15 protein-coding genes and 1 other annotated feature are annotated in these 14,071 nt (G+C 30.0%); all 15 genes read left to right on the top strand.

All coding sequences use genetic code 11. The features are described 5' to 3' along the window. The first annotated feature begins 48 nt into the window (after positions 1–48). Positions 49–183: a YqzL family protein gene (locus Q326_RS18395; RefSeq protein WP_156936218.1), complete on the top strand. Its 135-nt coding sequence runs from the start codon at positions 49–51 to the stop codon at positions 181–183. Between the two features lie 14 nt (positions 184–197). After that, positions 198–941 (top strand): DNA repair protein RecO, encoded by a 744-nt coding sequence (gene recO / locus Q326_RS0100950; RefSeq protein WP_026893670.1) that lies wholly within the window; start codon positions 198–200, stop codon positions 939–941. 23 nt (positions 942–964) lie between these two features. After that, positions 965–1,462: a DUF4342 domain-containing protein gene (locus Q326_RS0100945; protein WP_026893669.1), complete on the top strand. Its 498-nt coding sequence runs from the start codon at positions 965–967 to the stop codon at positions 1,460–1,462. 54 nt (positions 1,463–1,516) lie between these two features. Beyond that, positions 1,517–1,692 (top strand) — a binding site (T-box leader). 58 nt (positions 1,693–1,750) lie between these two features. Further along, on the top strand, positions 1,751–2,638 hold the full coding sequence (gene glyQ / locus Q326_RS0100940; RefSeq protein WP_026893668.1) for a glycine--tRNA ligase subunit alpha: 888 nt from the start codon (positions 1,751–1,753) through the stop codon (positions 2,636–2,638). After that, complete coding sequence (gene glyS / locus Q326_RS0100935) at positions 2,628–4,706, top strand: glycine--tRNA ligase subunit beta (RefSeq protein WP_026893667.1); 2,079 nt, start codon at positions 2,628–2,630, stop codon at positions 4,704–4,706. Before glyQ ends, glyS begins: the two co-directional genes overlap by 11 nt. A 155-nt stretch (positions 4,707–4,861) precedes the next feature. Further along, a complete protein-coding gene (ccpN, locus tag Q326_RS0100930; RefSeq protein WP_026893666.1) occupies positions 4,862–5,503 on the top strand; it encodes a transcriptional regulator CcpN in 642 nt (213 codons plus the stop codon). 12 nt (positions 5,504–5,515) lie between these two features. Continuing rightward, positions 5,516–6,331: a pyruvate, water dikinase regulatory protein gene (locus Q326_RS0100925; RefSeq protein WP_026893665.1), complete on the top strand. Its 816-nt coding sequence runs from the start codon at positions 5,516–5,518 to the stop codon at positions 6,329–6,331. A 178-nt stretch (positions 6,332–6,509) separates the two neighbouring features. After that, positions 6,510–7,514 carry a deoxyguanosinetriphosphate triphosphohydrolase gene (locus Q326_RS0100920; protein WP_026893664.1) on the top strand — a complete coding sequence of 335 codons (1,005 nt, stop codon included), beginning with the start codon at positions 6,510–6,512 and terminating at the stop codon, positions 7,512–7,514. Between the two features lie 79 nt (positions 7,515–7,593). Further along, positions 7,594–8,049, top strand: a complete 456-nt coding sequence (locus tag Q326_RS0100915; RefSeq protein ID WP_026893663.1) for a YaiI/YqxD family protein — start codon at positions 7,594–7,596, stop codon at positions 8,047–8,049. Between the two features lie 67 nt (positions 8,050–8,116). Continuing rightward, on the top strand, positions 8,117–9,937 hold the full coding sequence (gene dnaG / locus Q326_RS0100910; protein ID WP_026893662.1) for a DNA primase: 1,821 nt from the start codon (positions 8,117–8,119) through the stop codon (positions 9,935–9,937). A 24-nt stretch (positions 9,938–9,961) separates the two neighbouring features. Then, positions 9,962–11,071: an RNA polymerase sigma factor RpoD gene (rpoD, locus tag Q326_RS0100905; protein WP_051531007.1), complete on the top strand. Its 1,110-nt coding sequence runs from the start codon at positions 9,962–9,964 to the stop codon at positions 11,069–11,071. 87 nt (positions 11,072–11,158) lie between these two features. Then, complete coding sequence (locus Q326_RS0100900; protein ID WP_026893660.1) at positions 11,159–11,848, top strand: tRNA (adenine(22)-N(1))-methyltransferase; 690 nt, start codon at positions 11,159–11,161, stop codon at positions 11,846–11,848. After that, positions 11,845–12,951 (top strand): Nif3-like dinuclear metal center hexameric protein, encoded by a 1,107-nt coding sequence (locus tag Q326_RS0100895; RefSeq protein WP_026893659.1) that lies wholly within the window; start codon positions 11,845–11,847, stop codon positions 12,949–12,951. Before Q326_RS0100900 ends, Q326_RS0100895 begins: the two co-directional genes overlap by 4 nt. Before the next feature lie 61 nt (positions 12,952–13,012). Continuing rightward, positions 13,013–13,729: a zinc ribbon domain-containing protein gene (locus Q326_RS0100890; protein WP_026893658.1), complete on the top strand. Its 717-nt coding sequence runs from the start codon at positions 13,013–13,015 to the stop codon at positions 13,727–13,729. 136 nt (positions 13,730–13,865) lie between these two features. Next, the coding region (locus Q326_RS16375; protein WP_026895377.1) for a UPF0236 family transposase-like protein at positions 13,866–14,071 on the top strand (206 nt) is incomplete at its 3' end.

Raw genomic sequence — 14,071 nt, 5'->3', positions numbered from 1 at the left:
CTATTTATATACTATTTATATAAACTCAATATTAGGGAGGATATGACTATGTTATTAGATGAAATGTGGAATATATTTAAAGCAACTGGAAAAATTGAAGCATATCTTTACTATAGGGATAGCAGGAAAAAGTGCAAATCAAAAAATAGAGATAATAAAGGCAAAGTGGTTTCAGGTATATAGTATGAGGTGCAAAAATGTTAATAAACACTCAAGGGATAGTTCTTAGGGAAACTAAATTTAATGATTTAGATAAAATACTTACTATACTGACTAAAAAAAATGGGAAAGTACAATCAATAGCAAAGGGATCAAGAAGGCCTAAAAGCAGACTTATGCCTAGTACCAATGTGTTTTGTTATAGCGATTTGATTTTGTATAAAGGTAGAAATTTTTATCATATGAATCAAGGAGACATAATAAATTCTTTTTATAGTTTAAGGAATGACTTGGAAAAGCTTGCATATGCCAGTTATATAGTAGAGCTAGTAGACTTTGGAATGCCTGAATTAGAGCAAAATGATAAAGTGTTTAATTTATTATTAAAAACTTTATTGGTGCTTTCTCATATGGAAAAAGACTATTTAAAGTTAGTTTATGCCTTTGAAATTAAGTATATAAGTTTTATTGGATACAGACCTCAGTTGGATAGTTGTGTAAATTGTGGAACTAATATAGAAGAGTTTTTAGGATTTAGTGTTTTATCAGGTGGTGTATTATGTAAAAACTGTATAAATGGAGATAAATCTGTGAGAAATATATCTAACAACATACAACAGAAATTAAAGGTATTATTATATATTAAGTTAGATTGTTTGGAAGAAATTAGTCTTACTGTTGAGGAAGAAAAAAGTATAGGAGATATATTGCATAGTTATATAATAGCTCATATAGATAAAAGGATTTTTAATTCTTTAAAGGTGTTAAAAGCGATAAAATGAAAAAAATATGGGGAGGGACAGTTATGGGAATAAGACTTGAAGACATTGATACTATAAGGGAAAGGTCAGGAATAGGCTATAAAGAGGCCAAGGAGCTTTTGGAAAAATATGATGGAGATGTTGTAGAGGCATTGATTGAATTAGAAAATAGAGAGAAGTCATGGTCTCAAAATATAACTGGAAAAGGAGACGAAATAGTAGATAAGATAAAGCAATATGTTAGAAAGGGCAATGTAACAAAAATAACCCTTAAAAAAGATGATGAAATAATAATGAATGTTCCAGTAACAGCAGGTGCAATAGGTGCTATAATTTCACCACCTATAACAGCAATAGGTGTTGCAGCAGCACTTATGACAAAATGTAGTATAGAGATAGTTAAAGAAGATGGTGAAATAGTTAACATAAATAAGATGGCAGGAAAAACAATAGAAAAGGTACGAAATGTCACAAAAAGAAAAAGTGAGAATAGCTATACAGAGGTAGAAGATGAGGAGTTTTATGAAGATGAAGATATTTAATAGTATTGACAATGAAAGAATAATCTGCTAAATTATCTATATATAAATTATAGATAAAGTGCTATGATGAAGAAGAGTAACTAGAAAAATATATAAAGAGAGTCGGGGATGGTGGAAACCTGATATATTTTTCTGTGTGAAGGGAGCTTTTGAGCATTTATTTAAAGAGGGTACATATATTATGTGCCAAATAGGGTGGAACCGCGGAAGAGAAACCTTCCGTCCCTATACATAGGGATGGAAGGTTTTATATTTTTTGTAAAGAGAAAAGGAATGGAGGGATATAAAATGTATTTTCAGGAATTAATTATGAAGTTACAAAAATATTGGGGAGAAAAGGGATGTGTAGTAATGCAACCCTATGATGTAGAAAAAGGAGCGGGAACTATGAATCCCAATACTTTTCTAAGAGCTGTAGGACCAGAACCTTGGAAAGTTGTCTATGTTGAGCCTTCGAGGAGACCAGCAGATGCAAGGTATGGAGAAAATCCCAATAGGGTTTATCAGCATCATCAAATGCAAGTAATACTTAAACCATCACCAGAAGATGTACAAGAGTTATATTTAGATAGTCTTAAGGCTATAGGAATAGACCCTATTAAACATGATATAAGATTTGTAGAGGATAATTGGGAGGCTCCCACACTTGGTGCATGGGGTCTAGGATGGGAAGTTTGGCTAGATGGTATGGAAATTACACAATTTACTTATTTTCAACAAGTAGGTGGCATAAATTGTGATTTAGAATCAGCAGAACTTACCTATGGATTGGAAAGAATAGCTATGTATCTACAGGATGTAAACAATATCTTCGATATAGAGTGGGTTGAAGGAATAAAATATGGAGAGATATTTAGACAAGCAGAGTATGAGCATTCCGTATATAGCTTTGAAGAAGCAGACTCAAAGGTACTATTTGATCTCTTTGCCACTTATGAGTCTCAAGCAAATAGGCTTATAAAACGAGGACTTGTATATCCTGCATATGATTTTGTCCTTAAATGTTCTCATACATTTAATGTTTTAGATGCTAAGGGTGCTATAAGCGTAAATGAAAGAACCGGTTATATAGGAAAAGTTAGAAATCTAGCTAAAGCTATAGCATCTAAATATATAGAAACTCGTGAAGAAATGGGTTTCCCACTTTTGAAGGGAGTGAATATAGATGAAAAATAAATTTTTATTGGAGATAGGAACTGAGGAAATTCCTTTTAGATTTATAGATGAGGCATTGAAACAACTTCAAAATAATAATGAAAAAATGTTAAGGGAAAACCGTATAGAATTTGGGGAAGTAACTGTATATGCTACGCCTAGAAGACTTGTACTCATAGTAGAAGATATAGGAGAAACTCAGGCTGATTTAGAAGAGACAGTTAAAGGGCCTGCTAAAAGAATTGCATATGATAAAGACGGCAATCCTTCAAAGGCATTATTGGGATTTGCTAGAGGTCAGGGAGTAGATTTAGATAATATAATTATTAAAGAATATAAAGGTGAAGAGTATGTATATGCACATAAATTTATTTCTGGTGGAAGCAGTATAGAAATCTTAAAAGTGAAATTAGCAGAAATAATTAAATCCATAGGATTTCCCAAGCCTATGAAATGGGGAGGAAAAAATTTAAAGTTTGCTAGACCCATAAGATGGATTATGGCAATATTTAATGATAAAATAATTCCATTTGATTTAGAGGGTATACAGGCCTCTAATGTAACTAGAGGACATAGATTTTTAGGTTCTTCTAACATTGTTATAGACAATGTTAATGAATATCTATCTAAATTAGAGGAAAACTATGTTATTGTTGAAGATAATAAAAGAAGAAGTATGATAAAGACAGGTTGTGACAAATTAGCAAAAGAAAAAGGCGGAAATGTACTTGAAGATGAGGAATTGTTGGATGAGCTTACATACATAGTTGAATATCCAACTCCTCTCATAGGAAGAATAAAAGAAGAATATCTTTCTTTGCCTAAAGAGGTAATAACAACACCTATGAAGGAACATCAGAGGTACTATCCAGTAGTTGATGATAATGGGAATCTAATGCCATATTTTATAGCTGTAAGAAATGGGGATGAAAACTACATTGATATAGTAACAAAAGGTAATGAAAAGGTATTAGATGCTAGGTTAGAAGATGCTAAATTCTTTTACAATGAGGATACAAAGAAAAAACTTGAGGATTATATTGATGGATTAAAGGATATAGTCTTTCAAAAAGAATTGGGTACAGTATATGATAAATCATTGAGAGATGGAAAATTAGCTGAGAATATAGCAAGATATTTGGAATTAGGAGATGAAACTATAAAAAATATTAAAAGGGCATCATACCTAGCTAAAGGGGACCTTGTAACTAAAATGGTAAATGAATTTACAGAATTACAAGGAATTATGGGTAGAGAATATGCATTGAAATCTGGGGAAAATCATATAGTAAGTACAGCTATATTTGAACACTATTTACCTAGATTTTCTGGAGATAGTCTTCCAACAACTACATCAGGGGCTATTTTGGGTATAGCAGATAAAATAGATACTATATCAGGATGTTTTGCAATAGGATTACAGCCTACAGGCTCTCAAGATCCTTATGGTCTGAGAAGACAGTCTTTAGGTATTATAAATATAATACTCGATAAAAATTTAACATTGCCTTTATCTAAACTTATAGACCTTAGTTTAGATGTATATAGAGAACTAGAATTTGAGTTTGATTATGGAAAAGTAAAAGAGAATATATTGTCCTTCTTTAAAGGAAGAATGAAGAATATGTTTATAGATATGGGAATAAGATATGACGTAATAGACGCAGTTATAAATACCATAGATGATGTGTCGGATATTCTCTTGAGAGCCAATGAGTTGAATAAATGGCTTGAAAAAGAGGAATTAGGTGAAATACTTGCAGCATTTAACCGAGTAATTACAATGGCTAATAAGGCTGAAAACGATGATATAGATCCATCGCTGTTGTCAGAAGAAAAGGAAAAAGAATTATATAGAAAATATGATGAATTAAAAGATGTAGTTAAACTTTTAGTAAAAGATAAAGAATATGATAAGGCATTGGATACATTGATTGAATTAAGGCAACCTATAGATGAATTTTTTGACAATGTAATGGTTATGACTGATGATAAAGATATAAAAAATAATAGGTTAGCATTGATAAAGTCTATTTCAGATATGATGTTAACTATATGTGATTTATCAAGGATAGTTTATAGTTATTAGCTAGTAGTTATTAGTTAGTAGTTGTAGGTAATGGTTAAAAGCCTTTTAATTTCTTCATTGAACTATTAACTACTTACTACTAACTCTTTTTATAGCATAATTATTAGAACTCTGATAGAATATATACATAGTATTTGTATGATCTAGACAAAGGGGTGATAACCATCCAGTTAAGTGATAGGCAAAAAAAAATAATCGATATAGTTAAAAATAATGAACCTATAACTAGTGAGTCTATAGCAAATGAATTAAATCTTACTAGGGCTACATTAAGACCAGATTTAGCTATACTTACAATGTCAGGTATATTAGATGCAAGGCCTAAAGTAGGATACTTTTATTCTGGAAAGTCTAATTTCAATTTATTTAGGGACAAGGTTACCAGTATAAAAGTTTCGGAGATAAAGTCTATTCCAGTTATAGTCGACGAAGAGACATCTGTATATGATTCTATAGTAAATATGTTTTTAGAAGACGTGGGCACTATATTTGTAATAACTGAAGGACTTTTATCAGGAGTAGTATCTAGAAAAGATTTTTTAAAAAGTGCCATAGGTGGCATGGATATAAATAAAATTCCTGTGGGAATAATAATGACAAGAATGCCCAATATAGTTGTGTGTACACAAGAAGAAACTGTATTAGATGCTGCAATAAAACTTATAGAGCATGAAGTGGATAGTTTGCCTGTAGTGGAAGAAGTGGATATAGATAATAGAAAGGGATACAAAGTACTGGGGAGAATTTCTAAAACTAATATAACTAGCCTATTTGTAGATTTTGGGGTTAAAGGTTAAGGAGGTCAGTTTATGAATAAAGAAATGGTTATTTATGTACTTTCGGACTCAATCGGAGAGACGGCAGAACAAGTAGCAAAGGCAGCAGTAAGTCAATTCGCATTAACTTCCTATGAAATTAGAAGATTTCCATACATAACAGATGAAGAACAAATATTAGAGGTAATGCAAGAGGCAAAACAAGAAAAATGCCTAATATTATTTACTATAGTAGTTGAGACGTTAAGGAATTTTTTGATTTCAAAAGCACGAGAAAAAGGAATTACCGCAATAGATCTTATGGAACCTATACTAGATGGAGTAAAATCTGTGGTTGGATTTAGTCCTAAAAGGGAGCCTGGTCTTATAAGAAAATTAGATGAAAAATATTTTAGAAAAGTAGAGGCAGTAGAGTTTGCAGTAAAATATGATGATGGTAAGGATACGCGGGGCATAAGAAAGGCTGATATAGTATTGATAGGTGTATCCAGAACATCAAAGACTCCTCTCAGTATGTATTTAGCCCATAAAAATATAAAGGTTGCAAATGTTCCACTGATTCCTGAAGTACCAGCACCTAAGGAGTTATATGATATAGATCCAAAACATATAGTTGGGCTTACAGCAAATCCTTTAAAACTGAATGAGATAAGACAGGAAAGGCTAAAGGCATTGGGACTTAGTAATAGTGCCAATTATGCCAGTATGGATAGAATATTAAGTGAAATCGAATATGCTGAAGAATTGATGAAAAAATTAAATTGCATAGTAATAGATGTTTCTAATAAGGCAGTGGAAGAGACAGCGAGCATAATATTGGAAATGATAAGAAATGATGAGATTGGATAAATGACTCTTAATAGGGTCATTATTTTTTTAGAAAAATAAATATAAAGAATATTGCGAAAACAAAAACGTGGTTAAAAATAATTAATTTAATGAAGGATAATAATATTATTTGTTGTATATAAATATAAAGGGATATAAAATAAATATTTTTCATTTTATAATAAAAGAGGTGCATAAAATGTATATAAGAGAAAGGAACGAAGAAACAGAAAAAGAAGTATTAAGCAGATATGCAACTCTTAGTAAAAATACATCGGGACGAAAGAAATATGAAGAAAAATGTAATATAAGGACGGATTTTCAAAGGGATAGGGATAGAATAATTCATTCAAAAGCCTTTAGGAGATTAAAGCATAAAACTCAAGTTTTTATTGCTCCAGAAGGAGATCATTATAGAACTAGATTGACTCATACATTGGAAGTAGCCCAAATATCTAGAACATTAGCAAAGGCATTGAGGCTAAATGAAGATTTAACTGAAGCAATTGCTTTGGGTCATGATTTAGGACATACTCCATTTGGGCATACTGGAGAAAGGGTATTAAATGAACTTCATTTGGGCGGTTTTGAGCATAATAAACAAAGCCTAAGGGTTGTAGATTTTTTAGAATTCAGAAAAGAAGATAGGGGATTAAACCTTACACTAGAGGTGAGAGACGGGATTTTAAAACATACAGGGGAAGATAAACCTATGACGTTAGAAGGTAAATTAGTGAGATTTGCTGATAGGATAGCATATATAAATCATGATATAGATGATGCAATAAGGGCTGATATACTTCATATAGATAAATTGCCTAAAGACTGCATTGAGGCATTAGGGTATAGCCATGGGGAAAGAATAAATACTATGATATCTGACATTATAGAAAATAGTCTAGATATGTCGAATATTCAAATGAGCAAAGGAATTAAATATTATACTGATAAATTAAGACAATTCATGTTTGAAAATCTATATTTTAATAGAGAAGCAAAAAAAGAAGATGATAAAGCTCAATATATATTAGAGGAGCTTTATTCGTATTATATGAAAAAGTTTGATAGTATTCCTAATGAATATAGAGAGAAAGATCAAAACAAGGAAGATGTAGTGTGTGACTATATTGCAGGGATGACTGACCGATATGCAATAAACCTATTTAAAGAGATTTTTGTACCAAGACCTTGGAGATTATATTAAAAAAAATACAAAAAAAGAAGGAATATATAACTTTTTGTCGAAATAATTACTCCGAGTCCAAAAAAGGTGTTGATTAGGTATGAAAATTATAGTGGATAGTGACTCTTGTCCAGTAAAAGATATTATAGTAAAAGTTAGTAAAGATTATAATTTGGAAGTTATATTTGTGGTAAATATAAATCATGAAATTAATATTTCAGCAAATAACATAAAAAAGATATTAGTAGACAATAGCTCTCAATCTGCTGATATTAGAATAGCTAATATATCTGAAGGAGGAGATATAGTTGTTACGTCTGATCATGGTTTAGCAGCTATGGTTTTAGGTAAGAATTGTTACTGTATATCTTTTAATGGATATATATATAATGAAGAAAATATTGATGAGTTGATGATGAGAAGGCATTTGACTATGAAATTAAAAAGAAGTAATAAAACTAATATAAAAGGTCCTAGTAAAAGAAAGGAACAAGATGATGTTCATTTTCAGTTGAATTTGACAAAGTTGATTGAAAAAAGTATAATTAAAGATTAGACTGAAAAAAATAATAAAAATGAAGGAAAACAAAGAAAATTGTTGAAAATATATTAAGGTGGTTAATATGCCATATAATTTTGATGATGAAATGATAGATGAAATAAGAGAAAAAAACGATATCGTGGATGTGATATCAGAATATGTAGATCTAACAAGGACAGGCTCAAATTATAAAGGAATTTGTCCATTTCATAATGAAAAGACCCCTTCTTTTATGGTTTCTCCAAACAAACAAATTTTCCATTGTTTTGGTTGTGGAGAAGGAGGCAATGTAATAACTTTTATTATGAAGCACTTGAATATGGATTTTGTAGATACATTGAATCTACTGGCTAGTAGAGTGAATATAGATATTGAAACTAAAAAGACTAAAAGAAATAAAGAGTTAGAAGATAGAAATAAGCTTTTATTTAATATAAATAAAGATTCAGCAAAGTATTTTTATGAAAATCTACAGAACAATAAAAAGGCGTTAAGTTATATAAGAGAAAGGGGAATAGATGAAAGTGTAATTAAAAGCTATGGGTTAGGATATGCATTACCAGATTGGAGTGGACTTTTAGAATATTTGTTGCATAAGGGATATAAAATAAAAGATATACATTCTCTGGGTTTAATAATACAGCGAAAGGATAAGAGTGGTTATTTTGATAGATTTAGAGATAGAATAATTTTTCCTATAATAAACAATAGAGGTTCTGTAGTAGGTTTTGGTGGAAGGATTATTGAAAAAAATGGTCAACCTAAATATTTAAATTCATCTGATAGTCCAATATTCAATAAAGGATATAACCTTTATGGCATAAATATATTAAAAAAGTATGCTAGAGGAAAAGATGTAATATTAGTGGAAGGCTATATGGATGTTATTTCTTTATATAAATATGGCATAAGGAGTTCGGTGGCATCTTTGGGAACTTCTTTAACTGAGAATCAAGTTAAACTCATAAAGAGATATGGAAAAGACGTATATCTCTGCTATGATTCTGATGAAGCAGGTAAAAAGGCCACTAATAGGGCATTAGAAATATTAAAAAAAGAAGATGTAGAGGCTAAAGTAATTGTATTGAAAGATGCCAAAGATCCAGATGAGTTTATAAATAAATTTGGTTTAGAAAGATTTTATGAGACAATGTCAAATGCCCTTCCATATATGGACTTCAAAATACAGCTTTATAAAGAAAGGCATGACTTGAATATTTCAGAAGGAAGAATAGATTTTATAAAGGAAATAGTAACTGAATTAAAAAAGATAAAAAGTCCTGTTGAAAGAGATGTATATTTAGATAAAATATCAAAAGAAACTAAGGTATCTAAAGATTCTATTAAAGAAGAGCTTAAGTATTTACCAATAAGAAATTATAAGGACAAGTATATAAATAAAAATAATAGAGATAATAATAAAGATAGAATAAAACCAGTGATAAATAGATTAGAGCCAGGATATACTATAGCAGAAAAAAATTTACTATACCTTATATGTAAAGATAAAAATATATATGAGTCTGTAAAGACACAAATTTCTCCAGAAGATTTTATAACTGAGGAATATAAAAAAATAGCTGAAAGATTATATGAATATTATGAAAATGAAGAGTTTTTGTTTAAAACTTTTGAAAAAGTATTAAACGATAATTTAATTGGAACTTTAGAAAATATTTATAATACACAAATTAATATAGATGCTAGTCAAAAAAATAAAGTACTTGAGGATTTTATAAAAACAGTAAAGATTAAAAAATTGGAGAATAAAAAAGTAGCACTTAAAGAGCGACTAAAGGAAATAGACTTGATGGATTCAAAGAGTGAAGGGGATGTTGAAAAATTCAAAAGTATATGCTTACAACTCATAAATATAGACAAAGAATTGAAATTGCACCAATAGTTTTGCTGAAAGGAGGGGAAATAAATGGGTATTAATAAAAAAGATAATAAGAAGGGCATAGAAGTGGTTAAAGGACTCATTGACAGAGGAAAGAAAAAAGGCATGTTGACCTATAAAGAAATTATGGATACTTTGGAAAATATAGAACTATCTTCTGAACAAATAGATGAGATATATCAAAGTCTTGAAGACATGGGTATAGATATTGTTGGTGACAAGGATGATGATATTCTTTTGGAAAAAAGTGATACTGATAATGCAGAGGATGAAAGTACTGAAAATGTATTGACTGTACCTAAGGGTATTAGTGTAGATGATCCAGTAAGGATGTATTTAAAAGAAATAGGAAAAGTACCATTGTTGACTGCTGAAGAAGAAATAGAATTAGCTAAAAGCATGGAACAAGGTGATGAAAGAAGTAAGAGAAAGTTAGCAGAGGCCAATCTTAGGCTAGTTGTCAGTATAGCCAAAAGATACGTAGGGAGAGGGATGTTGTTTTTAGACCTAATACAAGAAGGAAATATGGGCCTTATTAAAGCAGTAGAAAAATTTGATTATAGGAAAGGGTATAAATTTAGTACTTATGCTACATGGTGGATACGACAGGCCATAACTAGAGCTATTGCAGATCAGGCTAGGACTATAAGGATACCAGTTCATATGGTAGAAACTATAAATAAATTAATTAGAGTGTCAAGACAATTATTGCAAGAATTGGGAAGGGAGCCATTGCCAGAAGAGATAGCTAAGGAAATGAATTTAGATGAAGAAAAGGTCAGGGAAATAATAAAAATAGCCCAAGAACCCGTTTCTCTAGAAACTCCTATAGGAGAGGAAGAAGATAGTCATTTAGGTGATTTTATACCAGATGATGATGCACAAGCACCATCAGAGGCTGCAACATTTACAATGCTTAAAGAGCAATTGGTAGAAGTTTTAGATACTCTTACCCAAAGAGAACAAAAAGTACTTAGACTTAGATTTGGATTAGATGATGGAAGAGCAAGAACATTAGAAGAAGTTGGAAGAGAATTTGATGTTACTAGAGAAAGAATTAGACAGATTGAAGCTAAGGCATTGAGAAAGTTAAGACACCCTAGCAGAAGTAAAAAATTGAAAGATTTTTTAGAGTAAAAATGCTCGTATAGAGCATTTTTGCATTTAATAGAGGATTTGGTGAATTTTCCAAATAAATTCTAAATACAGAACAAGGTGATGAATATGAAATTATCTCCCAGATTGCAGGCTATAGCAGATTTAGTTCCAGAAAATAAAAAAATAATTGATGTAGGTACTGATCATGGATATATACCTGTATATTTAGTAGAAAATAATATAAGTAGAGATATAATAGCATCAGACATAAATGAAGGGCCATTAGAGAGTGCTAAAAAATATGTACAAAAGAAAAAATTTGAAAAATATATAGATATTAGACTAGGTTCAGGATTAAAAGTAATAGAAAAAGATGAAGTGAATATGGCTATAATAGCAGGAATGGGGGGAGTTCTTATAGAGGATATTTTAAAGGACTCATTTCATGTAGCTGAATCTATAGATACGTTTATATTTCAACCCATGGTTGCATCTATAGATTTACGGAAATACCTATATGAAAATGGATTTAAAATAATAGAAGAAAAGTTAGCACAAGAAGAGGATAGGATATATGAGATAATTGTAGCAAGTCATGGAAAAACAGATTTAGAAGACACACTATACTTAGAAATAGGAAAAAAGCTTATTGAAAATAAAGATCCACTTTTAGAAAAATTTTTAGAAAAGAGATTAAAAATTTTGGAAAAGATATTAATTGATTTAGAAGGGAAAAAATCATATAGGGCAAATAAAAAATATAAAGAAGTAATGAATAGATATAAAAGAATTGAGGGAGTGAAAAATCTTTTATGATATTAAGTGATTTAATAGATATTATGAATTCAATAGCACCGCCTATATTATCAGAGTCATGGGATAATTGTGGATTACAAATTGGAGATGAAAATAAAGATATAAAAAAAATACTATTGGCATTAAATGCTGTAGATAATGTAGTAGATGAGGCAATAAAAAACAATGTAGATTTAATAATAACTCATCATCCTTTTATATTTAAAGGCATAAAAAGTATATCTTCAAATACATATAGAGGTAATATAATATATAAACTCATAAAAAATAATGTAGCATTGTTTGCTGCTCATACAAATTTAGATATTGCAAATGAAGGTGTAAACGATGTATTGGCTAAACTATTGGATTTAGAAAATACGCAAGTCCTTAAGGTCACTAGAAGAGAAAAATCATATAAAATTGTGGTATTTGTACCGGAATCCCATGGTGAAATGGTAAGAGATGCTATCAGTAATAAAGGGGCAGGATGGATAGGCAACTATAGTCATTGTACATATAATATAAATGGATTTGGGACATTTATGCCTAGAGAAAACACAAATCCATATATAGGAAAAGAAGGTGTAGTGGAAAAAGTAAATGAAGTGAGGATAGAAACAATAGTGCCCCATAATAGGCTAAATAATGTATTAAATGCTATGATAAAATCTCATCCATATGAAGAAGTTGCATATGACATATATCCTTTAGAAAACAAAGGACAAGAGTGGGGACTAGGTAGGATTGGAGAGATGAAAACTAAGGTGAGTTTATGGGACTTTGCCAATAATATAAAAAATATATTGGGATCTAAGGGATTAAAATTTTATGGTAATATATCTAAAGACATAAAAAAAGTAGCAGTATGTGGAGGAAGTGGTGCAGATTTTATATCTGATGCCCATAATAAAGGTGCAGATGTCTATATTACATCAGACATAAAGTATCACGATGCTCAAAATGCCATGGAAAGAAATTTAGCTCTCATAGATGCAGGTCATTATTATACTGAAAAAACAGTCTTACCAGAGCTAAAGTCTAGATTAGAAAAAATTATAGACGAAGACATAAATATAATTATTTCTGATAAGGATGATTGTTCTCCATATAATATATTATAGAGTAGATTATATAATCTACTCTATACGTTTAAATTTTCCTTTATAAAGGGGAGGGGTAAATATGGGTCAGCTAGAATTGTTATGGAAGTTACAAGATTATGACTTAAAGCTTGAACAATATAAGAAAGAATTACTAGATTTAGAACAAGAAAAAAATATAGAAAAATTAACTGTTAGATTAAAAGAATTAGAGTATGATCTAATAAATAAAAAAACTCAGGTTGAAGTAGACAATGCAAAGATGCAGAGATTAAACAATAAGTTAAAACATATTAATTTTGATTTTAAAAGATTAGAAAATAAATTATATGGAGGAAAAATATCCAATATAAAGCAATTAGAGGCAATAAAAAATGAGCAGGATGAGATTAAAGAGAAGGCTATGAAAATAGAAGATGAAATCCTTGAACTTATGGAAAAAGTAGATAAAAATAGCGAAGATATAGACAATCTACATAGAGAATATTTGGAAATTAGAGATACTTTAGAAAAGAGAAAAAAAGAAATTAAAATAAATATTGAGGATCTAAAGGTTACAATAGAAAGACAAGAGGAATTAATCTTAAATATAAAAAATAAATTAGATGATAGTTTACTGAAAAAATATACAGATGCAAAAAAGAGAAAAGGAAGAGTAGTAGTGAGAGTAGAGGGAGATAAATGTACAGGATGTCATATGGCTATACCCCTATCAACTCTTTCTAAGATCAAACATTCTAATAAAGTAAATTATTGTGATAATTGTGGTAGAGTTTTATATTATACAAAAGAGGACTAATAACCATATCTTAGAGTATAATTTTAGTAGGCAAAAAGGACAAAAAATAAAAAAGATGCCTTAAGGCATCTTTCATATACATGCATCATCCAATATAATAGTATCTGCGAAGAAAACTAGAAAGTTAGGTGATTACATGTATAAGATAAGTTTAAAGGAAATGGATATAAATTTCAAGGATTTAGAGAAAAGGATTTATGAATTTGTTTGCCGTCAGGCATGTGAAATAATCACAGAGCTACTTAATCAACTAGATGATGAGCTAATGAAAGAAAGAGATAAGAAGATATATAGAAATAAAGGTTTCAAGAAAACATGTATCAAGACAGTAATGGGTGAGAT

The sequence above is a fragment of the Clostridiisalibacter paucivorans DSM 22131 genome (assembly GCF_000620125.1).
In the GTDB taxonomy this organism is placed as follows: Bacteria; Bacillota; Clostridia; order Tissierellales; family Clostridiisalibacteraceae; genus Clostridiisalibacter; species Clostridiisalibacter paucivorans.
The sequence above is the reverse complement of the archived record's forward strand: the minus strand, read 5'-3'. Positions and strand labels throughout refer to the sequence as shown.